We start from the raw sequence: 22,294 nt of genomic DNA on the forward strand, positions 1-22,294 counted from the left end.
GGGTGCAGCCGGGCGGGGCGGGGACGGTTCCGGAGCACCCCGTCCTCGGCCGTCCTGGCGAAGGGACTGGGCCGTCCGAACCCACTTTCGAACCGATCCGAACCGGCACCCGAAACCCCTACCGGGCGCGTCGTTCCCACGGGAGTAGGGGGCTCGTCGGCACGGCCGCCGCCCGGGGAGATCGCCGGACCTTGCCCCGGTCCGGCGGTCTCCCGCCACCGGGAACTCTCAGAGCAGCCCGAGGGTGGCGAACTCGCGGATCGACATCGGGTCCGGGTCGATTCCGCAGCAGCTGAACATCCCGCGCACCTGGTCGACGGTCCGGTCGGACATGTCCTCGACCTCGGCGACCAGCGCCGCGCCGTCCGTCTCGTGCAGGGCCGCGGCCACCGTGCCCTCGCCGAGGCCGAGCCGCCGCGCGGTGGCCACCAGCAGGTTCAGCACCCCGTGCCGGCCCCGGTCGCCCTCGATCTCGGGCGACGGCCGGACGGCCTCGCGCAGCCCGATCGCCGTGTACCCGCGGCCGGCGCCGACCGTGACGTCGAGGAAGCGCTCGATCTCCTCGACGCTCGGCACGTCCGACACCCGCTGCCCGCCGCAGCGCAGCTTGGGGGTGCAGCCGTGCTCGGCGACCCGGGCCACGGCGTCGAGCCAGGCCTCGGTCTCCTCCTCGCTCCCGCCGAGCGGGCGGCGCGGCTCGACCACAGCGGTGACGTCCTCGGGCACGAACTCCGAGACGCGCTCCAGCCAGATCGCGTCGACGTCCGGCGGCGCGGCCGTCTCGACCGTGCGCGGCGTGAGCAGGCTCGACCGCGAGAACACGGTCGAGAGCGCCTTCGGCACGGCGCCGAGCCCGGTGTCCACCACGAGCGCGAGCTCGACGGGCCGGACGGGCGCGGAGCGCGCCAGCTCCGTGACCAGGGCGGGGAGCCGGGAGACCGGGCAGACGAGGTGGCCGAGCATCGCGCCGTAGCCGCCGTCGCGGGCGGAGAGGTAGCGGGCCACGACCGCGTCGATCCCCGGCGCGGAGACGCGCGGCTGGACGAGGCTGGCGTCGTCGACGAGGCCGGCGAGGAGGGGTCGGATCGGCCACGGGTCGGCGGAGGATCCCGAGGGCACGGTCGTCACGAGCACAGACGCTAACCCGCCCTCCCGGGACGCCGACGAACGGGTACCTGGACAGACGGCCGTTCCCATGGCTAACTTAGCCTCACCTAACTCGGAGGTGACCACGTGGGACAGACCCGGCTACGGCGTCCGCCGGCTCCCGCAGATGCCGAACGCGCGCGCAGCGTGGCGGCCCGCGGCGGCGACGCGGCACTGGTCGGGACCGGTGGTCCCGAGCCCGTGGTGCCGATCGTCCATCACGTGCACGCCGACGGCTCCGCCGTCCTGCTGATCGACGACGACTCGCCGCTGCTGGCGGGGATCCGCGAGTCCGAGCGGGCCGAGCTGCCCGCGATGCTCGAGCTGGCCGACCGGGCCCCGGTGGACCTGCGCGAGCCGATCCGCGCGCTGCTGTGGATCAGCGGCTGGGTGCGCATCCCGGACCCGGCGACCGCCCGGCGGGCCGCGATGCAGGTGGCCGACGCGGCCCCGCACCACCGGCTGCTCGACCTCGGCCACGGCGCCACGCTGGTGAAGCTCACCCCGAGCTCGGCCGTGCTGGCCGACGCGGAGGGCACGGCCGCGCTGGCCCCGGTGGATCTCGCGGCCGCCCGTCCGGACCCGTTCTGCCGGATGGAGGACCGCTGGCTGTCCCACCTCGAGGAGGCCCATCCCGAGGTGTTCGACGCGCTGGCCCGGCACCTGCCGGCGCCGCTGCGGCACACCCTGGGTGCGCGGATCCGCCCGCTCGGCGTGGACCGCTGCGGGCTGCGCCTGCGCGTCGAGGCGCCGAACGGCGACCACGACGTGCGGCTGGCCTGGCCGACCGAGGCGACGACCGCCGAGGAGCTGCGGACGCAGCTGGGCCTGCTGGTGGGCTGCCCGTTCCGTCAGGTCGACGGGGCGGCCTGAGCCTTCAGGGCGGCCGCCTCCTGCTACTGGACGCGCCGGGTGACCTTGCGCTCGGCGACGAAGGACGCGATCGGGATCGTGCCCGCCAGCAGCACGAGCAGCGCGAACACCGGGGTGAACCGGGCGCGCTCGGCGAGCACGAGGGTGACCACGATGTACGCCATGTACAGGAAGCCGTGGAGCATGCCGATGATCGCCGTGGGCCGTGGATCGTCCCCGAGGTACTTCATGGGCACCGCGTAGAACACCAGCAGCACGAGCCCGACGCCCGTGATCCAGGCGAAGGTGCGGTAGAGCGGCAGCCGGAACCCGACGGGGCGGGGGCCGGCGGACTTCGCGGGGCTGCTCACGGGGGAAATTCTACAGCGTGTCGGAGTCGCGCTCGGCGAGGGCGGCCAGCATCCGGTTGTACTCGCTCAGCGCCGGGGCCTCCTTCTCGGTGGCCGGGGCGACCCGGGCCACCGGGCTGCGCGTGAAGGGCGAGTCCACCAGCGGCACGAGCTCCGGCTCGGGTTCGGGCCCTGGTCCGGACTCCGGCGCGTGCTCCCGGGCGACCTCCAGGTCCTGGCGCAGGAAGCGCCACCACATGTAGCCGAAGAACACCGCGAACAGCGGCCACTGGATGCCGTAGCCGACGTTCAGCGCCGAGCCCATGGCCGAGCCCGCGCGGCTCCACTGCCAGATCGCGGCGATCACGCACCCGGCCACGGCGAGGATCGCCAGCAGGTGCCAGGCGAGCCACCGGGGGGAGAAGACCACGCGCCACACACGGACGAGGGTACGCGGGCCGGTAGGTTCGTCGTGTGGGAGGAGCTGGCGGAACGAGCCGTCCGGACGCGAGAGCTACTCGGATCCGCAGCCTGCTGAGCGCTCCGCCGTCGGGCCTGCCGGAGATCACGGAGCCGGCCGCCCGCCGGCTGGTGGGCCTCGAGATCGCCGTGGTGCTCACCGTCACCCTCGGGTTGTCGGCGCTGCGCAGCGCGCTGTCGCTGCTGGACTCACTGCTCGCGCCCATCCCGATCCGGGACCAGCAGGTGGCGCTCAACGCCCCGGCGGCGCAGGCGGACTACGTCGACCTCGCCGTGCAGCTCGTGCGGGTGCTGCAGCTGTTCGGCTGGGGTGCGCTCGGCGCGTACCTGCTGCTGCGGGCAGGGATCCCGCTCGTCCGGATCGGGCTCGACCGCACCCGTCCGGGCAGGGACGCGCTGGGTGCCTGCGGGCTCGCCGCCCTCATCGGGATCCCCGGACTGGGCCTGTACCTGGTGGCCCGGGCCATCGGCGTCAGCCTCGAGGTCGCCCCCACGACCCTGGGTGACGTCTGGTGGCGCACCCCCGTCCTGATCCTGTCGGCCACGGCGAACGCCTGGGCCGAGGAGATCGTGATGATCGGGTACCTGCTCACCCGGCTGCGCCAGCTCGGCTGGTCCGCGGACCGCTCCGTGCTCGCCGCCGCCGTGCTGCGTGGGGCGTACCACCTCTACCAGGGGCTCGGCGGGTTCGTCGGGAACCTGATCATGGGGTTGATCTTCGGGCGGGTGTGGCAGAAGACCGGGCGGTTGTGGCCGCTGGTGGGCGCGCACGCGCTGATCGACGTCGTCGCGTTCGTGGGATACGCCCTGCTCCCGGCGGGGCTGATCAAGTGAGTGCTGCCTTACCCTGAGGCCATGTCCGATTCGAAGTTCCTGGCTCTGCTCCGCGACCAGATCCGCAGCGAGTTCACGGCCTCGCAGCAGTACACGGCCGTCGCGGTGTGGCTGGACGACGAGGACCTCCCCCAGCTCGCCGCGCACTTCTACGCGCAGGCGCTCGAGGAGCGCAACCACGCGATGAGCATGGTGCAGTACCTGCTCGACTCGGACAGTCGCGTGCAGATCCCCGGGACGGACGCCGTGGTGAACGACTTCTCCTCGGTCGAGGACGTCGTCCAGCTCGCGCTGAAGCAGGAGAAGGCGGTGACCGAGCAGATCACCGCCCTCGCCCGTACCGCCCGGGACGAGGGCGACTACCTCGGCGAGCAGTTCATGCAGTGGTTCCTCAAGGAGCAGGTCGAGGAGGTGTCCTCGATGTCGACGCTGCTCACCGTCGTCCGCCGGGCCGGCGACAACCTCTTCCACATCGAGGACTTCGTGTCCCGCGAGCTGAGCAAGACCGGCACCGACCCGTCGGCTCCCCCGGTCGCCGGCGGCCGCGTCTGAGATCGCGTCATGGAACCATAACGCGATTTTCCGCCCCAGATTTGCGCATTATGGTTCCATAACGCGTTCTGGAGGGGCGATTTCGGACGTTATGGTTCCATGGTGCGGGCTAGCGCAGGGTGACCTGCTTGCCCGCCAGGGCGTCCCTCGCGCTGTGCTCGGCGGCCGTCAGGTCGCTCGTGACGGCGAGGGCCTGGTCGAGCTTCGTCGAGAAGGCGGCGGCCGGGTTGCCCCACTCCTTGGCGTGCATCTCCCGGTCCAGGTCCCACACCGGCACGAGCAGGCCGTGGGCGCGGAAGGCGCCGGCGTAGCGGCTGCCCTCGCCGAGCTCCAGCTCGCCGGCCGCGGACAGCCGGGCCAGGGCGGCCATCAACGCGTCCTCGGGCTCGGGGCGGACCCAGCGCAGGTGCGCCTTGCTGCCGGTGTCCACCCAGTACGCGGCGCGGACGCCGTCCCCGCCGATCGCCTCGGTCGGCATGATCACCTGGTTGGCCCGCTCGACGGTGGCCGTGATCTCCGGTGCCGGCTCGTCGTCCGGGATCCACCAGGCGAAGTCCGGGTGGATCACCAGGTCCAGCTCGGCGTCGGCGTCCAGCACGTCCTGGAGCCGGACGACGTCGCCGGTCAGCCCGGGCCCGACGACCGGCAGCGCGGTGCCCGGCTCGGCCTCCTGCGCCCAGCGCAGCGCCTTGGCGACGTCCGCGGACAGGTCGCCCGACCGCGTCTGCACCTGCATGCCGAGCAGGATCTCGCCGTCGGGCCGGACCAGCGCCGCGGAGGCACCGGGCAGCACGGTGGCGATCCGGACCGGGCGCTCCCCCGCCTTCGCCAGCGGCAGCGGGGCGAGCGCGGACGGCAGGAACTCGCGCATCGCGACGAGGTCCGGCTCCGCGGCCAGGCCCTCGAACGGGCGGGTGACGATCACGTCGTCCCCGGCGCCGTGGCAGGCCTTGTACCGCTTGCCGGAGCCGCACGGGCAGGGGCGGCGGGGGTTCTCGCCGGCGGCACCGCCGGCACTCTTCTCGCGATTCTTCTCGGCCATGAGGCCTGTCACGGTAGCGCTTCCCGGCCGGAAGCCGGCATCAGCTCAGGGCGCGACGGAGACCAGCAGCTCACGCCGCGTGGCGCGGGGCGGTTCGAGCAGCGCGGTGAGCTCTCGCGTGACCCGCAGGGTGAGCAGCGCGGTGACGGCGGCGACCAGGTCGAGCAGCGCGTGCAGCACCACCCCGTCGGCCAGCGCCTGGGTGCCCGAGCGCAGCGACCACAGCGCCACGACCACCCCGAGCACCACGCTCACGCCCCACGCCGCCCACCACACGAGGATCGGCCGCGACGGCCGCGGGCGCTCGGCGGGCGGGCGGTCCAGCGCGAGGTGCTCGATCTCCGCGAGCACCGACCCGGGCACCGACAGGTTGAGCCCCGGCACCAGCCAGCCCGCGACGACGCCGAGCACGGATCTCGACGGCGTGGTGCCGGACCGCAGCGCGGCGGCCTCCCGCGCGCGCAGCGACCAGAAGATCACCAGCAGGCCGCAGCCCAGGGCCCCGGCGAGCGAGGCCCAGCCGCCGAAGGCGACCGCGCCGTCGGAGAACGCGACCAGCCAGGCCGGCAGCGCCTCGTCCCGGCTGAGCAGCAGCAGGACGTACCGCAGGGTCTCGGCCGCGAACCCGACGACGGCGACCCCGGCGGTGACCGGCAACAGCCAGGTCAGCGTGTGCAGGAGCGCCCCGGCGCGCGCGACGGGCGACTCCACGACGGGCGCCGCCTCACCGCGCCAGGGCAGCGCCGGGAAGCCCCAGCGCGGGATCGCGCGGTAGCGGGGCGGGCCGGTGTAGCGGAAGCGCGGGCGCACCGGCAGCGGCAGGGCCTTGCCGGGCGGCGGCTCGGCCACCCAGGCCAACGCCGCGAGGTAGCGGCCGCAGTTGGGGCAGAACGGGCCGGCCCCGGGGGGCGGCACCCTGCCGCACCGCGAGCACGCCGCCGGTCCCGTCATGTCAGAGGATCTCGGGCGTCCGGTCCGGGTCGGCCACGATCTCGCGACCGGTACCCGCCCAGGCCTGCATGCCACCGTCGACGTTCACGGCGGGGTAGCCCTGCTGCGAGAGGTACGCGACGACGCGGGCGGAGCGGCCACCGGAGCGACAGACGACGTAGAGCGGGTCGTCGTCCGGGACCTCGGTGATCCGCTGGGCGAGCTGGGACATCGGCAGGTGCCGCGAGCCGGGGGCACGGCCCGCGGCCCACTCGTCGGCCTCGCGGACGTCGAGCATGGCGGCATCGGCGGGCAGGTCCGCGACGGGCACCGACGGAACGGCGTTCATGCCGCCATCCTGCCACCGCCGCCGTGACCACCCTGTGAGTGGCGATAGTCGCTAGAGCGACTATCGCCACTCACGGGGCCTCAGACCTCGACGGTCGCCTTCTCGGCGCCCGCGCCGGTGAGGGAGCGGACCTCCATCTCGGCGTACTTCTCCGCGTTGAAGCGCTCTCCGCGGCCGACGAACGTCCCGATGACGCCGAGCAGGAAGGACACCGGGATCGAGACGATGCCCGGGTTCGACAGCGGGAACCAGGCGAAGTCCGCGGTCTTGATCATCGCGGTCTCGCTGCCGGACACGGCCGGCGAGAACACGATCAGCACCAGGCACACCGCGAGGCCGCCGTAGATGCTCCAGAGCGCGCCCATCGTGTTGAACCGCTTCCAGAACAGCGAGTAGAGGATCGTCGGCAGGTTGGCGCTCGCCGCCACGGCGAAGGCCAGGGCCACGAGGAACGCGACGTTCTGCCCGTTGGCCAGGATCCCGCCGCCGATCGCGACCACCCCGATGGCGACGGCCGTGCGGCGCGCGACCTTCACCTCCGCGGCCGGGCTGCTCTGCCCCTTCTTGATGACGTTCGCGTAGACGTCGTGCGCGAAGGAGGCGGACGCCGTGATCGTCAGGCCGGCGACGACCGCCAGGATCGTGGCGAACGCGATGGCCGAGATCAGCCCCAGCAGCAGCTCGCCGCCGAGCTCGAACGCCAGCAGCGGCGCCGCGGAGTTCTGCCCGCCGGGCGCCTTCGCGATCACGTCCGGGCCGACGAGCGCGGCCGCGCCGTAGCCCAGGACCAGCGTGAACAGGTAGAAGATGCCGATCAGCCAGATCGCCCACACGACGGACTTCCGGGCCTCCTTGGCCGAGGGCACCGTGTAGAAGCGCATCAGGATGTGCGGCAGGCCGGCGGTGCCCAGCACCAGGGCGAGGCCGAGCGAGATGAAGTCGACCTTGCTCTTGTACTGCAGCCCGGGCGCGAGGATGGCCTCGCCCTTGGGCGACGCCTGGACGGCCGCGCCGAGCAGCGACGAGAAGTTCAGGCCGTACTTGCCGAGCACCCAGAACGTCATCACGAACGCGCCCACCACCAGCAGCGCCGCCTTGATGATCTGGACGTAGGTGGTGCCCTTCATGCCGCCCACCAGCACGTACGACACCATGACGAGCCCGACGACGGCGATCACGATCGCCTGCCCGAGCCTGTTCGAGTTCGGGATCTGCAGCAGCAGCGCGATCAGCCCGCCCGCGCCCGCCATCTGCGCGATCAGGTAGAAGAACGACACCACCAGCGTCGACGTGGCCGCCGCGGCCCGGACCGGGCGCTGCTTCATGCGGAAGCTCAGGACGTCGCCCATCGTGAACTTGCCGGTGTTGCGCAGCAGCTCCGCGACCAGCAGCAGCGCCACCAGCCAGGCGACGAGGAAGCCGATCGAGTAGAGGAACCCGTCGTAGCCGTTCACGGCGATCGCGCCGGCGATGCCCAGGAAGCTCGCGGCGGACAGGTAGTCGCCGGAGATCGCGGTGCCGTTCTGCGAGCCGGAGAACGAGCGCCCGGCCGCGTAGTAGTCCGACGCCGTGCGGTTGCTGCGGCTGGCGCGGAACACCACGACCAGCGTGACCAGCACGAACAGCGCGAAGATGCCGATGTTGAGGCCGACGTTGCCCACCGCGCTCTGCCCCTGCGCGATCGTCATCACCGGCCCTCCACCGCCGTGCGGATGCGCTCGGCGGCCGGGTCCAGCGTCCGGTCCGCGAAGCGCACGTACATCGTCGTGATCACGAACGTGGAGACGAACTGCAGCAGCCCGATCACCAGGCCGACGGTCACGTTCCCGGCGACCTTCGTGCCCATGAACACCGGCGCGTAGGAGGCGAGCAGGACGTACCCGAGGTACCAGACGAGGAAGATCGCGCTCATCGGGAAGACGAAGCGGCGGAGCCGGCGGCGCAGGTCGGCGAACTCCGCGCTCGCCTGCACCTGCTCGTACACCGTCCCGCCGGCGCGTTCGCCGGTGGTGCTCATAGGCCCTGTTCCTCTCGGTGCGGGCCGGCACCCCCTCCGGCGCCGGCGCCCGTTACAGGGCGAACGACGCGGACGGCCCGGGGAGACGGTTCCGTGGCGGAACGAGCGTCAGGCGGACGTCTCCGACTCGCGTTCCACGCGGTCGCGGGACAGGCCGAGCCGCTCCGGGGCGTGCAGCTGCAGCAGCGTCCGGTCCGCGTCCAGCGGAACGGACTTCCGGGTCAGCTTGCTCACCACGACCATCGTGAGGAACGCCAGCGGCACCGCGACCGCGGCCGGGCGCAGCAGCAGCACGCCGAAGGCGCCGTCGGGCACCGCGCCGGCCAGCGCGAACCCCACGCCGATGGCGGAGAGCACGCCACCGACGAGGATCCCCCAGGTCGCACCCGCCGGCGTCAGGCCGCGCCACCACACGCCGAGCACCAGCAGCGGGCAGAAGGTCGCCGCGGACACCGCGAACACCAGCGGCACGGTCAGGCCGAGATCCAGCCTGGTGACGCCCAGCGCGAGCGCGATGGGCACGATCGCCGAGAGCACGGCGGCGAGCCGGAAGTCCCGCAGCCGGCCCCGCAGCACGTCCGTGAACAGCACGCCGGCGAGGCTCACGACCAGGCCCGACGACGTCGACAGGAAGGCCGCCGCGGCGCCCGCGGACACCAGCCCGCCCAGCAGCCAGCCCGCCCAGCCCTGGCCGAGCGCGGCGGTGGGCACGAGCAGGACCGCGCCGTCGGAGTTGCCGTCGACCAGCAGCTGCGGGGTGAAGGCGCGCGAGAGCAGGCCCAGCAGCGTGACCAGCACGAACACGCCGCCGATCATCGCCAGGACGACGACGGTGGTGCGGCGCGCGGCCCGGCCGTCCGGGATCGTGTAGAAGCGGACGAGGACGTGCGGCAGGCCCATCGTGCCGGCGATGCCGGCGATCAGGATGGAGTAGATCTCCAGCAGGCTGGCCGAGTCGGAGCGCGGTTCGAGCCACTCGCGGTCCGTCGTCGGGGAACCGGCGGGGACCGGGATGCCGGTGCCGGCCGCGAACGACAGCTCGGTCCCCCGGTCGACCACGTGGACGCCCGGCTGCCAGGTCAGCGGCCCGTCGACGGCCACCCCGTCGACCGTGCCCCGCGCCGTCAGCGGGGTGGGGGCGGCGACCTCGAGCTTCGCCGGCGTCTCCACCGATACCGTCGTGGCCGCGGTGAACTCCGGCGCGGTGGGGCGGTCGAGGTCGCGGCCGTGGCTCGCGAACAGCACGAGCGCGACGAGCGCGGGGATCGTCAGGGCGGTGAGCTTGAGCCAGTACTGGAAGGCCTGCACGAAGGTGATCGACCGCATGCCACCGGCGACCACGGACAGCACGACCAGCACCCCGGCGCCGGCGATCCCGACCCAGGACGGCAGCGACGTGAGCGTGGTCAGCGACAGTCCGGCGCCCTGCAGCTGCGGGAGCAGGTAGAGCCAGCCGATCAGCAGGACGAGCGCGGTGCAGATCCGGCGCAGCCGCGGCGAGTGCAGCCGGGCCTCCGCGAAGTCCGGGATCGTGTACGCGCCCGAGCGCCGCAGCGGGGCCGCGACCAGCAACAACAGGGCGAGGTAGCCCGCGCAGAAGGCGATCGGGTACCAGAGCGCGGTGGCGCCCTCGCGCAGCACGAGCCCGGCGATGCCGAGGAAGGCCGCGGCGGAGAGGTACTCGCCGGAGATCGCCGCGGCGTTCGGCACCGCGCCGACCGTCCGGGACGCGACGAGGAAGTCCGACGTGCTGCGCGCGACGCGCACGCCGAGCGACCCGATGATGACGGACGCGAGCCCGACGAGGCCGATCGCGGCGAGCGCGATGATGGAGGGAGTGCTCACGCGGTTCTAGTCCTGCACGTGTTCGGCGAAGTTCTGCTCGACCTTCTCGGCGCCACGGGTGTGCCACCAGCCCAGGACCAGCAGGAACGGGTAGACGAGGACGCCGAGCAGCACCCAGGGCAGCCGCAGCCCGAACACCTCGAACCGGCCGAGCCCCGGGACGACGGCGAACAGGATCGGCAGGGCCACGAGCACCACCACGGCGACGGTGCCGACGCGGAGCGCCATGCCGAGCTGGCCACGGATCAGGTTCTTCAGGAGCAGGGCCCCGACGGCGGTGTTCTCCTGCACGTCGACCACGGTGCGGACGGTCTTGGCGACCCCCTTGCGCTCCGAGAGGACCACGCGGACGCGGCGCGGGGAGCCGTCGTCGGGATCCTCGAGCTCGAGGAGCTCGGCCCCAGACCGTCCGGTGTGCGCCGGGACGGGATCGATCAGCCCGACGTCCGTGCGGTCCGGGTCCAGGTCGGTGGGCTGCTCCCGGACCACCCCGGGGGACGAGTGCTGCACGGGGAGCGAGCTCGCGCGCGAACCGTCGGCCGGGACCGGGGGCGAGGCGAGGCCCTCGGGGCGGGGCAGACCGGGGTACGACGGGTGCAGGGTCACCGACTGCCGGACGGGCTGCTGCTGGACGGGCTGCTGGTGCACCAGCGCCTCGGTCCGGGCCAGGCCGGGGTGCGAGGGATGCGCCTCGGGCCGGGCCACGCCGGGCAGGGAGTCGTACCCGGCGTCGAGGCTCTCCTGCCGGGCGAGGCCGGGATGGGACTGCTGGATGTCGGCGCGCGGCCCGCCGGGACTCGAGTCGTACGCCGAGCGCGGCTCCGCCCAGCTGCCGCTCTCGAAGTCCGCCGCCCCGTCGGTCGGACGGGTCCACGACCGCTCGCCCGGGTAGGTCCGCGGCTGCGGGGCACCGCCGTCCGGGAAGTGCGTGAGCCGCGCCGGCGGGCGGCCGAGCCCCTCGGGCGGCCTGCCCTCGCGCGACACCTGGCGGATCGGCACGCTCGCCGGGCCGAGAACCCGCTCGAAACCGGCGGCGTCGCCGGACTGCGGGCCCGACTCGTCGTCGTAGTCCGGGTAGGCGGCCGGGTCGAGGTAGTCGCCGCCGGAGTCGCGGAGCAGCTGGGCCACGCCGAGCTGGTCCGTGTCGCCCTCGTCGCGCGCGTGCCGGCCGCGTCCGGAGCGGGCGTTCTCCTCCATCCGCTTGCGCATCTCGCGCTGCAACCACAGGGCGCCGGAGTCCTCGGGTCCCTCGGGCGCGCCGATCACGGGGACCCGCCCCGGCACACCGGAGCCGCCCTCCCCGTCCCCGCCCCCGCGATCGTGCGGGCCGGGTTCCACCGACGGCGGGTAGCCGTCGATGTCCGTGGTCACTGGCTACTCACCTGCTGCTCACCTCTGGCTCCACGCCTGCTTCGTGGCGCGGACCAGCCGGTCCTTCAGCTCACGGGTGTGTCGGCGGGAGACGGGCAGCTCGGCGGTGTCCGGCCCGGAGCCGACCCGCACGACGTACCCGGACCCGGACAGCCGCAGCTCCGTGACCAGCGGCAGCGCCACCAGGAAGGAGCGGTGGATGCGCACGAACCCGGCGTCTCGCCAGCGGTCCTCCAGGACCGACAGCGGGATCCGGACGAGGTGGCTGCCCTCGGTGGTGTGCAGGCGGGCGTAGTCGCCCTGGGCCTCGACGTAGCGCACCGCGGAGCGCGGCACGAGCTTCGTGGTGCCCGCGAGCTCGACGGGGATGACCTCGTCCTCGTTGCTCTCCTGCGGCGCGGCCTCGGCCGGGGCGGCGGTGGAGCGGTTCGCGATGATCCGGTCCAGCGCGGCGGCCAGGCGCTCCTCGCGCAGCGGCTTGAGCAGGTAGTCCTTGGCGCCGACCTCGTAGGCGTCGACCGCCCGGTCGTCGTGCGCGGTGACGAACACGACCTCCGGCGGCTGCATCATCGAGCCGAAGACGCGGGCCAGCTCCAGCCCGTCGAGACCCGGCATGCGGATGTCCAGGAACACGACGTCGACGTCCGTGCGCTCGGCGATCCTCGTCGTCCCGGGGGGCGGGCCACCCGGCGGGCGCCCGCCGCTGCCGGGGATCGCGTGCTCTCGGGGGGCCTGGGCCACCCGGTTGTTCAGGATGCGGAGGGCTTCGGTGGCGTCCGAGGCCTTGAGCACGACGCCGACCCGGGGGTCCCCGTCGAGCAGGAACGCGAGTTCTTCGAGAGCCGGCTGTTCGTCGTCCACTGCGAGGACGACCAGACCTCCGGAGCTGTCGGTGCTGTCCACGATCTCCTCATCCTGCGTGCCCGGTGCGCCGCCGGACCCGCCCCTCGTCGGTGGCGAAACCCGGCACTGACGACCATGGTGACGGTCATCGGGGCCGGATGCCAGGGCATCTCATCAATCTGCGACCGATCGGCTACACATCGAACGGGTGATGTCCGGGCTTCGCGTGGGTTCGCCCACCGCCGGCGACACTACAGACCGTAGCGTGCCCAGCTCGCTCTGATGTCGGCCGCCTGGGCGAGTCCGAGGGCGACATCCGCCGCAGCGCCGCCCCCCGACCCGGTGAACAGGCCCGCCGCGGGCTGCCCGAGACCCAGCCGGGCGAGCAGCGGCTTGCGTCCCTCGACCGGGGTGAGCCGGGCCCCGGGGAAGCGCTCCGTGAGCACGCCACGCGGCGTGCCGAGCCCGTCGACGAGCCCCAGCCCGACCGCACGTGTCCCGGTCCACACCTCACCGGTGAACAGTTCGGTGTCCTCGGCGAGCTTGTCGCCGCGCCGCTCGGTCACCCAGTCGCGGAACAGGCCGTGCAGCTCGTCCTGCAGCCCGCGCAGCCAGACGATGTCCTCCTCCTTCTCCGGGAGGAAGGGATCCAGTCGCGACTTCGACGCCCCGGCGGTGTGCAGCCGGCGCTCGATGCCCCAGCGCTGGATCAGCCCCTCGAGGCCGAAGCCCTGGCTGATCACCCCGATGGAGCCCACGATCGAGGTGGCGTGGGCGTAGATCTCGTCCGCGGCGCAGGCCAGCCAGTACCCGCCCGACGCCGCGACGTCCTCGCAGAACGCCAGCACCGGGAGCTCGTGCTCGTCGGCGAGCCCGCGGATCCGGTCCGCGACCAGCGCGGACTGCGTGGGCGAGCCGCCCGGGGAGTTGATCAGCAGCGCGACCGCGACGGCCTTCTCCGTCTCGAACGCCCGCTCGAGCACCTTGTCCGTGGACGCCGCGTTGATCATCGCGCGGGGCACCGGCCCCTGCTGCGGGGCGATCACGCCGCTCAGCCGCACCATCGGCACGACGGCCTGGTCGCCCTTGTCCCCCAACCTCCCGGGCAGTCGCGAGCTCAACCGGTCGGGCAGACGGAGCGCGGAAGTCATCTCCCCACGCTACCGACTCCCCCCTGAGCGCGTTATGGATCCACAACGTGCCGGAGCGGCCTACGACATCGCGTTATGGAGCCATAGCTGCCGTTCGGAGGCCCCGAAACGACAGGTGTGGCTCCATAATGCGGCTCGGTCAGACACGAATGCCGGCGCGGAACTTCGGGACGCGCAGGGTGATCTTCATGCCCGCGCCCACGGCCGTGTCGACCACCAGGCCGAAGTCGTCGCCGAAGGCGGAGCGCATCCGGTCGTCGACGTTGCCGAGGCCGACGTGCGCGCCGGAGAGGTGCGCGTCGTCGAGGTCCTCGGTGAGCCGGGCCGGGTCCATGCCCACGCCGTCGTCCTCCACGATGATCACGCACTCGGCGCCCGCGTTCTCCGCGGTGATCGTGATGGTGCCGCCGTTGGGCTTGCCCGAGAGGCCGTGCCGCACCGCGTTCTCCACCAGCGGCTGCAACGCCAGGAAGGGCAGCACCACGTTGAGCACCTCGGGCGCGATCTGGAGCTTGATGTTGAGCCGGTTGCCGAAGCGCGCCTTCTCCAGCGCGATGTAGCGCTCGATGTTGGTGAGCTCGTCGCTCAGCGTCGTGTACTCGCCGGCGGTGCGGAAGGAGTACCGGGTGAAGTCCGCGAACTCGATGAGCAGGTCGCGGGCGCGCACCGGGTCGGTGCGGATGAAGGACGCGATGGTGGTGAGCGCGTTGTAGACGAAGTGCGGCGAGATCTGCGCCCGCAGCGCGCGGACCTCGGCCCGGTTCAGCCGCGCGCGGGACTCGTCCAGCTCCGCCAGTTCGAGCTGGGAGGACACGTACCGCGCGACCTCCGCGGTGGCCCGCAGCAGCACCGGCCCGGCGGTGGCGGTGGTGAGCGCGGCGAGCGTGCCGATGATCTGGCCCTCGCTCTCCAGCGGCACCGCGACGATCCCGCGCACGTCGCAGCTCGGGTACTGGCAGGCGATCCCGCTGTGGCTCTGCACCTGCTGACGACCGGTGGAGATCACCGTGTCCGCGAGGGTCATCACGTCCGGCTTGTGCTGGTCCGCCTCGCCGTCCCAGGCCAGGACCTCACCCCGGGCGTCGGTCATGGTGAGCGCACAGGTGTCCAGCAGGGTGCGCAGGTACGGCAGCGCATAGGCCGCCGAGTTGGGGTGCAGCCCCTCCCGCAGCGCGGGCGCCGCGAGCGCGACGGTGTGCAGCGTGGCGAACGTGGCCCGCTCGAGCGGGCTCGCGAACGTGTTGCGCCGGGCCCTGCGCAGCATGAGCAGCAGGACCACCACGACGAGCGCGACGACGACCGCGACGAGGGCCAGCACGAGGGGGGACGAGAGCACGGCGGGCACGCTGCTACCTCACCAGACGCGAGAGGCGGCGGTCGGCGAGGGGCTTCCCGCCGGTCTGACAGGTGGGGCAGTACTGGAAGGACCGGTCGGCGAAGGACACCTCGCGCACGGTGTCCCCGCAGACGGGGCAGGGCAGGCCGGTGCGCGCGTGCACCCGCAGCCCGGAACGCTTCTCGCCCTTCAGCGATGCGGCGCCCTGGCCGACCGACCGCGCGACGGCGTCCTCCACCACGGTGCGCATCGCCTCGTACAGCGCGTCGACCTTCTGCTCGTCGAGCCGGCCGGACACGGCGTACGGGGAGATCCGGGCGGCGTGCAGGATCTCGTCCGAGTACGCGTTGCCGATGCCCGCGATCCAGCGCTGGTCGGTGATCAGGTTCTTGATCCGCTCGGTGTGCCCCTCGAGGAGCTCCCCGAAGCGCGCCCGGTCGACCTCCAGCGCGTCCGGACCCAGCCTCGCGATGCCCGGCACCTCCTGGGCATCCCGCACCAGGTACACGGCCAGCCGCTTCTGGGTGCCGGCCTCGGTGAAGTCGAACCCCGGCCCGCCCACGGCGTCGAGGTGCACGCGCAGCGCCAGCGGTCCCCGCCCGGTCGGCTTGGGCGGGGCGCTCGACGCCTGCTCGTGCCAGCGCATCCAGCCCGCCCGGGACAGGTGCGTGATCAGGTGCAGCGCCGGGGAGTCCGGCCGGTCCTCGAAGTCGACCGAGAGGAACTTGCCGTGCCGGCTCGCGCCCGTGATCACCCGGCCGACCAGCGCGGACACCGGCGGATCGAAGGTCTTGAGCACGCTCATGCTCGCCACGTCCACCCGCGCGACCGGCCGGTACACGGCGTGGTCGCGCAGGTGCTGGGCCAGGGCCTCGACCTCGGGCAGCTCGGGCATCAGCTCACCGACATCTCGAGTCGACCGCCCCTCAGTTGACCGGCTGCAGCGGGCTGTCGGCGTGACCGGGGGTGCCGCGCTGGCGCAGCGAGAGGATGACCACGCGCATCTCCTCCTGGGCCCGGCTGACCCCGCGGACCTTGCCGACCCAGTGCTCGCGGCCGGCGTCCTGCCCGTAGTGGCCCTCGGTCTCGGCGACGATCTTCCAGGGCCGGCGCAGGTACCAGCGGACCGGGAAGAAGCCCAGGATCACCGCGAAGGCCAGCCAGTACCAGATCGGCACGTGCACCTGGGACTGCGAGAGCAGCGGCCAGGCGATCACCGCGACGCCGAACACCACCAGCGCGCAGATGACCATGACAACCGCGCCGCGGCCACCGTCGACGTCGTGCTCGAACTCGTCGCCCATCGCCGGGGGCGACCAGTCGATGCGCCGACTGACCTCCCACGTCCGCCCGTCGTTCGAGACGACCGTCTTCCGCGCCATGTGCTCCGCCCTGGTTCGAACCGGGCTCCACTCTCCCACATCCGCGGGCCCCGATCGGGTTCTCGCGGCGGGCCTGTGGACAACTACTCCGGGCAGGCCGGAGGGACCGGCGTCACGGGCTTCGCCCCGGGCGTCAGGAACGTCGTGACCAGCAGCTCCGCCGGGCCCGCGCCGGTGTTGCGCACCATCGATGCGACCCCTTCCCCGACCACCGCCACCCGGCCGGGACCCAGCACGGCGGGGGCGCACGCGTCCTGCTCCCGGACCGTGACCTCGCCCGATCGGACGAGGGTGAGCGCGGTACCCGGACGGGTCTCCCAGCCGACCTGCTCGCCGGGCTGCAGGATCGCGGTGCGGACCTGGTAGTCGGCGTTCGGCGGAGTGCGGAAGCGCAACGGGATGTCCACCGTGCCGGTGCCGAGCACCTCGGGCACGGGCGGACCGGCACTCGTCGGGGTGACGGCGACCGGCGCCGCGGGCGGCGGGGCCGCCGGTGCCGGGGCCGAGCCCAGCTGTCCCGGCTGGGCGCACCCGGCCAGCACGCCGCCGGCCGCAGCCAGGACGGCCAGCACCGCGACCCGACGACCGATCAGCCCCCCGACCAGGGCATTCGTCCACCCGGGCCGCTCGTGGCCGTCCGTCGCAGCCCCGCTCGATCTCACTCGCACGCCTCCCGCGATCGCGTGGTCCGAGCCTATCGAGAGGCCGCCCGGGTACCGCAGGCGGGGAAAACCGGTGGCCGGGATCACCTCGTTTCGTGGAGAAACGAGTTGGCGTTGCACGACGACAAGGTCCATGCTTGCCGACAGCAACTCCTTGCGTGATACACGCAAAATTCTGGTAAAGAGCACCCCAGGAGCAGGGATGACCGCACAGCCCGTCGCGGGCCCGGACGTGTCCGAGCACGATCTCGTGCTCGCGGACCGCGTGGTCCAGGGGATCGGGATGCTGATGCGCGTCGTCAAGCGGGCGGTACCCGCCACCCAGGACTACGGTCTCGAGGCCGCGACCCTCCCCGTCCTGGCCCGGCTCGGGGCCGAGGGCCCGCAACGCTCCGGTGAGATCGCCGCGGCGATGTGCGCCGATCCGTCGACCATCAGCCGGCAGGTCGCCGCCCTGGTCAGGGCCGGGCTCGTCGAGCGCCGGGCCGATCCGGGCGACGGGCGCGCCAGCCAGCTCGCCACCACCGCCGAGGGCCATCGGGTCCTCGACGCCGAACGCCGACGTCGCGCCGAGCAGCTCGCCAGCGCCCTGACCGACTGGTCCCCCGAGGCCCGCGGCCGGTTCGCCGACATGCTCGACCGCTTCGTCACCGATCTGCAGAAGCACGATGGAGGGACCCGATGACCAGCCCGTCCGCCACGGCCGCGAGGCCGGCCCAGGACACGAGCGGGGGAGGTGAGCTCTCCCACAAGCAGATCGTCACGATCCTCGTCGGCCTGATGCTCGGCATGTTCCTGGCCGCGCTCGACCAGACCGTCGTGGCGACCGCGATCCGCACGATCGCCGACGACCTGGGTGGCCTGTCCCAGCAGGCCTGGGCCACCACGGCCTTCCTGATCACCAGCACGATCACCACGCCGCTCTACGGCAAGCTCTCGGACATCTTCGGTCGCAAGCCGCTGTTCCTGACCGCGATCTCGATCTTCCTCGTCGGGTCGGTGCTCTGCACCTTCTCGCAGTCGATGTACATGCTGGCGGCCTTCCGCGCCGTGCAGGGCATCGGCGCCGGCGGCCTGTTCTCGCTGGCCCTGACGATCCTGGGCGACATCGTCCCGCCCCGGCAGCGCGCCCGCTACCAGGGCTACATGCTCGCCACGTTCGGCACGTCGAGCGTGCTCGGCCCGGTCATCGGCGGCCTGTTCTCCGGTGCCGCGACCATCGGCGGCATCGACGGCTGGCGCTGGATCTTCCTGGTGAACGTGCCGATCGGCGCCGTCGCGCTGGTCGTCGTCGCCAAGGTCCTCAACGTCCCGCACACCGCCCGCGCCCGGCGCATCGACTGGCCCGGCGCCCTGACCCTGGCCATCGGCCTGGTGCCGCTGCTGATCGTGGCCGAGCAGGGCCGCGAGTGGGGCTGGGGCTCCACGCAGGCGATCGTCTGCTACATCATCGGCGTGGTCGGCCTGGTCGCCTTCTACTTCTGCGAACGCGGCTACGGCGACGACGCGCTCATCCCGCTGCGCCTGTTCCGCAACGGCGTGTTCAGCCTGACCAGCATCGCCGGCATCGTCATCGGTATGGGCATGTTCGGCGGGATCGCCCTGTTCCCGCAGTTCCTGCAGATCGTGCACGGCGCCTCGCCGACCGCGTCCGGCTTCCTGATGCTGCCGGTCGTCGCGGGCATCATGATCGGCTCGGTGCTCTCCGGCCAGGTCACGTCCCGGACCGGCCGCTACAAGGTGTTCCCGGTCGTCGGCACGGCGCTGATGGTCGCCGCCCTGGTGATCATCTACTTCCGGCTCACCCCGGACATCGCGCTGTGGGAGCTCGACCTCTACATGGGCCTGTTCGGGCTCGGCCTCGGCGGCTGCATGCAGACCCTCGTGCTGGCCGTGCAGAACGCCGTCCCGGCCCGGGACATGGGTGTCGCCACGGCGTCGTCCACGTTCTTCCGGCAGATGGGTGGCACGCTCGGCACCGCGATCTTCCTGTCCGTCATCTTCTCGACGGTCGGCGACAAGATCACGAACGCCTTCGCGGGCGACGCCGGGCAGACCTTCCGCTCGGCCCTCACGGACCCGGCTGTGCTCGCCAACCCGGCCAACGCCCAGATCGTGCAGGGTGCGCAGAGCGGCAACCTGTCGGCCGCGTCCGGCGTGCTCAACGACTCCGCGTTCCTGCAGCAGATCGACCCCCGCCTGGCCCGGCCGTTCCTGGTCGGCTTCACGGACTCGATGACGCTGACCTTCCTGATCGCGGCCGCCGTGATCGCCGTCGCCTTCGTCATCGTGCTGTTCGTCCGCGAGGTGCCGCTGCGCACCATGTCGGGCGCCCAGGCCCGGCTGGCGGAGGAGCAGGGCGCCGACCCCGCCGCCGTCGCCGCGGCACCCGAGCCCGCCGAGGCCGTCGGTGACTTCCACACCAAGGCCGAGCCGCAGGCCCCCGCGTGGGGTGAGCCGGAGCGCAACGGCGCCTTCGCCGCCACCGGGCCGATCCCGACCAACGGGAACGGTTCCGGTGCCCTGAACGGGAACGGGAACGGGGCCGACGGCCGGGGCCGGCACGCGCTCAGCGGCGGGCTGCCCGCCGCGGAGCTCCCCCCGCCGCCCGTCGGCGAGGGTCCCGAGGTCAACGGCATCGTGCACCGCGCCGACGGCACCGGGCTCCCCGAGGCCGTCGTCACCCTGACCGACCCGGCTGGCCGGCAGGAGGGCCGCACGGTCACCGGTCAGGACGGCACCTACCGGATCCCGCTGGCCAACGGCGGCACCTACCTGGTCGTCGCCACGTCCGGCGCGTTCCAGCCGTACGCGGCCATGGTCGCGGTGGCGGACAAGCCGGTCCGCCACGACATCCCGCTCGCCGGGACCTGCGGCGTGCGCGGCCTGGTCCGCGACGGCGCGGGCGGCGTGATCACGGAGGCGACCGTCGCCCTGATCGACGCCCGCGGCGACGTCGCCGCCACCGGACGTCCGGACGAGACCGGTCGCTACACCCTCGAGGGCGTGCCCGAGGGCCGCTACACGCTCACCGTCACCGGGCCGTCGTTCGCGCCGGTCGCCGCCTCGGTGGAGCTGCGGACCGGGCTCACCACGGACCACGACGTCGAGCTGCCCCGCCGTGCCCGGCTGACCGGCTCGGTCGTCGCCGCCAGCGACGGCCGCGGGGTCGGCGAGGCGCTCGCCACGCTGATCGACGCACGCGGCACCGTGGTGGCCTCGACGGTGACCGGGCCGGACGGCTCGTTCGCGTTCGAGAACCTGCCCGGCGGCACCTACACGCTCACCGCCAGCGGCTACGCGCCGGTGGCCACGGTCGTGCAGGTCGGCGCGGGCGGGGTGACCACGGCCGACGTCGAGTTCCCGGCGCCCTCCGGAGCCACGTCGGTGAACGGGGTGGCCGCCGCGGAGGGAGTCGGGCGGTGAGCGCGGTCACGGGACGGTTGATGACGCCGGACGGCTGGCCCGTCACCGGCGGCACGCTGACCGCGGTCGACGTGACCGGCGTGCAGCGTGGCCGGTCCGCCAGCCGTGAGGACGGCGGGTTCGTGATCGACGGCCTCGAGAACGGTCCCTACACGGTGATCGCCGCGGCGGCGGGCCACGAGCCCACCGCCCGGACCGTGCAGGTGGCCGGGGAGCGGTCCACGCTCGGCGTGCTGGAGCTGGCGAAGGTCGGCGGCGACGTGCTGCCGGCCCCCGGAACCTGGACGATCGACCCGCACCACTCGAGCATCCAGGCCACCGCCCTGCACCTGGGGATGAGCCGGATCCACGGGCGGCTGCGGAACTTCTCGGGCCGCATCCAGGTGGCCGACCCGCTGGAGAACAGCTCCGTCGAGGTCTCCATCGACCCGCGCGGCGTGGACTCCGACGACACGGACCGGGACACGCACCTGCGCAGCCCGGACTTCCTCGACGTCGACGTCTACCCGGAGATCACCTACAAGTCCGACGGGCTGACCCGGATCGACACCCGGCACTGGCGGGTCGACGGGGTGCTCACGCTCAAGGGCGTCAGCGCACCGGTGACCCTCGACGTGCACTACCGGGGCACGGGGCCGGACCTGTGGGGTGGCACCCGCGCGGCCTTCTCGGCCAGCACGGAGATCTCCCGGGACGACTTCGCGATCTCCTGGAACCAGAGCGTCCTCGCGGGGGTCCTGGCCATCGGCCGCACCCTCCGCATCGACATCGACATCCAGGCCGTCCTCGGCTGAGCTCGCCGTCGCGCCCGCCCGCACCAGTGCGTTATGGAGCCATAACGTCCGGATCGGGCGGGCTGTGGCGCGTTATGGCTCCATAACGCCTGGGAGGGTGCTGAAAGCTCCGGCCGTCGCCAGCCTTTCAGCACCCTCCCTAGAGGGCGGCGGCGGAGCCGACTCCCGAGCGGCGGTCGGCCGCCGCGCGGAGCAGGCCGTCCGTACCCCTCCCCACGGCCGAGAGGCGGCCGAGGGCCCAGGGGCCGGCGTCGGTGATCCGGTGGCCCCGGCGGCGGAGGTCCTCGAGCGTCCCGGCCCCCAGCCGCGACTCGACGACGAGCCCGCCCGGCTCCCATCCCCGCGGCGCGAACGACGCCGGGAACGACGTCGTGTGCCAGGTCGGCGCGTCGATCGCCGCCTGCAGGTCCAGGCCGGCGCGGGTGTGGGCGAGCCAGAAGCAGAGCTGCCACTGGTCCTGCTGGTCGCCGCCCGGGGTGCCGAACGCCATCCACGGCTCCCCGTCCCGCAGCCCGAGCGACGGCGAGAGAGTCGTGCGCGGCCGCCTGCCGGGCGCGAGCGAGCTGGGCAGGCCTTCCTCGAGCCAGAACATCTGGGCCCGGGTACCGAGGCAGAAACCCAGGCCGGGGACGGTGGGCGAGGACTGCAGCCAGCCGCCGGACGGGGTCGCGGAGACCATGTTCCCGGCCGCGTCGACCACGTCGATGTGCACGGTGTCGCCGCGGGCCACGCCGTCGCGGGTGAGCGTGGGTTCCCCCGCGGCCCCGGAAGCCGGGGCCGCCGCCGCGCCCGCCGACCCCTCACTCGCCGACCCTCCGCCCGACAACCCTCCGCGCGACGACCCTCCGCGCGACGACCCTCCCCCGCCGACCCTCCGCGCGACGACCCTCCCCCCGCCGACCCTCCGCGCGACGACCCTCCCCCCGCCGACC

At 73.1% G+C, this 22,294-nt stretch carries 22 protein-coding genes and 1 pseudogene; 6 read left to right on the forward strand and 17 right to left on the reverse strand.

All coding sequences use genetic code 11. The features are described 5' to 3' along the window. Window positions 1-228 precede the first annotated feature (228 nt). Complete coding sequence (locus tag ABD324_RS31020; protein ID WP_344425238.1) at window positions 229-1,128, reverse strand: hypothetical protein; 900 nt, start codon at window positions 1,126-1,128, stop codon at window positions 229-231. A 105-nt stretch (window positions 1,129-1,233) separates the two neighbouring features. On the opposite strand from ABD324_RS31020, the gene ABD324_RS31025 reads away from it, so the two are divergent. Further along, on the forward strand, window positions 1,234-2,019 hold the full coding sequence (locus ABD324_RS31025; protein WP_344425241.1) for a DUF2470 domain-containing protein: 786 nt from the start codon (window positions 1,234-1,236) through the stop codon (window positions 2,017-2,019). A gap of 23 nt (window positions 2,020-2,042) precedes the next feature. On the opposite strand, the gene ABD324_RS31030 is transcribed toward ABD324_RS31025, so the two are convergent. Both ABD324_RS31030 and ABD324_RS31035 read right to left on the reverse strand, forming a co-directional pair. Beyond that, complete coding sequence (locus ABD324_RS31030) at window positions 2,043-2,369, reverse strand: DUF3817 domain-containing protein (protein WP_344425244.1); 327 nt, start codon at window positions 2,367-2,369, stop codon at window positions 2,043-2,045. Between the two features lie 10 nt (window positions 2,370-2,379). Further along, window positions 2,380-2,787, reverse strand: a complete 408-nt coding sequence (locus ABD324_RS31035; protein ID WP_344425247.1) for a hypothetical protein — start codon at window positions 2,785-2,787, stop codon at window positions 2,380-2,382. A gap of 116 nt (window positions 2,788-2,903) precedes the next feature. Here ABD324_RS31035 and ABD324_RS31040 point away from each other — a divergent pair, with 116 nt between their 5' ends. Further along, window positions 2,904-3,662: a CPBP family intramembrane glutamic endopeptidase gene (locus tag ABD324_RS31040; protein ID WP_344425521.1), complete on the forward strand. Its 759-nt coding sequence runs from the start codon at window positions 2,904-2,906 to the stop codon at window positions 3,660-3,662. A gap of 21 nt (window positions 3,663-3,683) precedes the next feature. After that, window positions 3,684-4,214 carry a ferritin gene (locus tag ABD324_RS31045; RefSeq protein WP_344425251.1) on the forward strand — a complete coding sequence of 177 codons (531 nt, stop codon included), beginning with the start codon at window positions 3,684-3,686 and terminating at the stop codon, window positions 4,212-4,214. 109 nt (window positions 4,215-4,323) lie between these two features. On the opposite strand, the gene ABD324_RS31050 is transcribed toward ABD324_RS31045, so the two are convergent. The 13 genes from ABD324_RS31050 to ABD324_RS31110 all read right to left on the reverse strand — a co-directional run bounded on the left by ABD324_RS31050 (window position 4,324) and on the right by ABD324_RS31110 (window position 17,142). After that, window positions 4,324-5,256 carry a DUF5926 family protein gene (locus tag ABD324_RS31050; protein ID WP_344425254.1) on the reverse strand — a complete coding sequence of 311 codons (933 nt, stop codon included), beginning with the start codon at window positions 5,254-5,256 and terminating at the stop codon, window positions 4,324-4,326. Window positions 5,257-5,301: 45 nt separating this feature from the next. After that, window positions 5,302-6,171, reverse strand: a complete 870-nt coding sequence (locus tag ABD324_RS31055) for a DUF4328 domain-containing protein (RefSeq protein WP_344425257.1) — start codon at window positions 6,169-6,171, stop codon at window positions 5,302-5,304. 37 nt (window positions 6,172-6,208) lie between these two features. Further along, entirely contained in the window at window positions 6,209-6,535 is a 327-nt protein-coding gene (locus ABD324_RS31060; RefSeq protein ID WP_344425260.1) for a rhodanese-like domain-containing protein, read from the reverse strand. Window positions 6,536-6,615: 80 nt separating this feature from the next. Next, on the reverse strand, window positions 6,616-8,223 hold the full coding sequence (locus ABD324_RS31065) for a solute symporter family protein (protein WP_344425263.1): 1,608 nt from the start codon (window positions 8,221-8,223) through the stop codon (window positions 6,616-6,618). Further along, entirely contained in the window at window positions 8,223-8,552 is a 330-nt protein-coding gene (locus tag ABD324_RS31070) for a DUF485 domain-containing protein (protein ID WP_344425265.1), read from the reverse strand. Before ABD324_RS31070 ends, ABD324_RS31065 begins: the two co-directional genes overlap by 1 nt. Before the next feature lie 108 nt (window positions 8,553-8,660). Further along, complete coding sequence (locus ABD324_RS31075; RefSeq protein WP_344425268.1) at window positions 8,661-10,397, reverse strand: sodium/solute symporter; 1,737 nt, start codon at window positions 10,395-10,397, stop codon at window positions 8,661-8,663. A 6-nt stretch (window positions 10,398-10,403) separates the two neighbouring features. After that, entirely contained in the window at window positions 10,404-11,768 is a 1,365-nt protein-coding gene (locus tag ABD324_RS31080) for a hypothetical protein (protein WP_344425270.1), read from the reverse strand. A gap of 18 nt (window positions 11,769-11,786) precedes the next feature. Next, window positions 11,787-12,671 (reverse strand): LytR/AlgR family response regulator transcription factor, encoded by an 885-nt coding sequence (locus tag ABD324_RS31085; protein ID WP_344425272.1) that lies wholly within the window; start codon window positions 12,669-12,671, stop codon window positions 11,787-11,789. Window positions 12,672-12,862: 191 nt separating this feature from the next. Then, window positions 12,863-13,762, reverse strand: a complete 900-nt coding sequence (locus ABD324_RS31090) for a S49 family peptidase (protein ID WP_344425275.1) — start codon at window positions 13,760-13,762, stop codon at window positions 12,863-12,865. A 139-nt stretch (window positions 13,763-13,901) separates the two neighbouring features. Next, a complete protein-coding gene (locus ABD324_RS31095) occupies window positions 13,902-15,107 on the reverse strand; it encodes a sensor histidine kinase (protein WP_344425277.1) in 1,206 nt (401 codons plus the stop codon). A gap of 4 nt (window positions 15,108-15,111) precedes the next feature. Further along, a complete protein-coding gene (locus ABD324_RS31100) occupies window positions 15,112-15,993 on the reverse strand; it encodes an Fpg/Nei family DNA glycosylase (RefSeq protein WP_344425280.1) in 882 nt (293 codons plus the stop codon). Between the two features lie 31 nt (window positions 15,994-16,024). Further along, complete coding sequence (locus ABD324_RS31105) at window positions 16,025-16,480, reverse strand: hypothetical protein (RefSeq protein WP_344425283.1); 456 nt, start codon at window positions 16,478-16,480, stop codon at window positions 16,025-16,027. A gap of 83 nt (window positions 16,481-16,563) precedes the next feature. Then, complete coding sequence (locus ABD324_RS31110) at window positions 16,564-17,142, reverse strand: cupin domain-containing protein (RefSeq protein WP_344425286.1); 579 nt, start codon at window positions 17,140-17,142, stop codon at window positions 16,564-16,566. A 202-nt stretch (window positions 17,143-17,344) separates the two neighbouring features. Here ABD324_RS31110 and ABD324_RS31115 point away from each other — a divergent pair, with 202 nt between their 5' ends. The 3 genes from ABD324_RS31115 to ABD324_RS31125 are packed head-to-tail and all read left to right on the forward strand — an operon-like array spanning window position 17,345 to window position 21,362. Beyond that, window positions 17,345-17,827, forward strand: a complete 483-nt coding sequence (locus ABD324_RS31115) for a MarR family winged helix-turn-helix transcriptional regulator (RefSeq protein ID WP_344425288.1) — start codon at window positions 17,345-17,347, stop codon at window positions 17,825-17,827. Then, window positions 17,824-20,568 carry an MFS transporter gene (locus ABD324_RS31120; protein ID WP_344425291.1) on the forward strand — a complete coding sequence of 915 codons (2,745 nt, stop codon included), beginning with the start codon at window positions 17,824-17,826 and terminating at the stop codon, window positions 20,566-20,568. The genes ABD324_RS31115 and ABD324_RS31120 overlap by 4 nt, the downstream gene beginning before the upstream one ends. After that, window positions 20,565-21,362 (forward strand): YceI family protein, encoded by a 798-nt coding sequence (locus ABD324_RS31125; protein WP_344425293.1) that lies wholly within the window; start codon window positions 20,565-20,567, stop codon window positions 21,360-21,362. Before ABD324_RS31120 ends, ABD324_RS31125 begins: the two co-directional genes overlap by 4 nt. A gap of 139 nt (window positions 21,363-21,501) precedes the next feature. On the opposite strand, the pseudogene ABD324_RS31130 reads toward ABD324_RS31125, so the two are convergent. Then, a pseudogene (locus tag ABD324_RS31130) lies at window positions 21,502-22,131 on the reverse strand (gamma-glutamyltransferase); the annotation flags it as partial. Window positions 22,132-22,294: the final 163 nt, after the last annotated feature.

Origin of the sequence: Pseudonocardia ailaonensis (genome assembly GCF_039531635.1) — a bacterium.
Lineage (GTDB): Bacteria > Actinomycetota > Actinomycetes > Mycobacteriales > Pseudonocardiaceae > Pseudonocardia > Pseudonocardia ailaonensis.

Coding starts and splice junctions, on each gene's coding strand:
- ABD324_RS31050 (WP_344425254.1), bottom strand. CDS start 5,256: ATGGCCGAGAAGAATCGCGAGAAGAGTGCCGGCGGTGCCGCCGGCGAG.
- ABD324_RS31100 (WP_344425280.1), bottom strand. CDS start 15,993: ATGCCCGAGCTGCCCGAGGTCGAGGCCCTGGCCCAGCACCTGCGCGAC.
- ABD324_RS31070 (WP_344425265.1), bottom strand. CDS start 8,552: ATGAGCACCACCGGCGAACGCGCCGGCGGGACGGTGTACGAGCAGGTG.
- ABD324_RS31115 (WP_344425288.1), top strand. CDS start 17,345: ATGACCGCACAGCCCGTCGCGGGCCCGGACGTGTCCGAGCACGATCTC.
- ABD324_RS31045 (WP_344425251.1), top strand. CDS start 3,684: ATGTCCGATTCGAAGTTCCTGGCTCTGCTCCGCGACCAGATCCGCAGC.
- ABD324_RS31090 (WP_344425275.1), bottom strand. CDS start 13,762: ATGACTTCCGCGCTCCGTCTGCCCGACCGGTTGAGCTCGCGACTGCCC.
- ABD324_RS31065 (WP_344425263.1), bottom strand. CDS start 8,223: ATGACGATCGCGCAGGGGCAGAGCGCGGTGGGCAACGTCGGCCTCAAC.
- ABD324_RS31060 (WP_344425260.1), bottom strand. CDS start 6,535: ATGAACGCCGTTCCGTCGGTGCCCGTCGCGGACCTGCCCGCCGATGCC.
- ABD324_RS31105 (WP_344425283.1), bottom strand. CDS start 16,480: ATGGCGCGGAAGACGGTCGTCTCGAACGACGGGCGGACGTGGGAGGTC.
- ABD324_RS31120 (WP_344425291.1), top strand. CDS start 17,824: ATGACCAGCCCGTCCGCCACGGCCGCGAGGCCGGCCCAGGACACGAGC.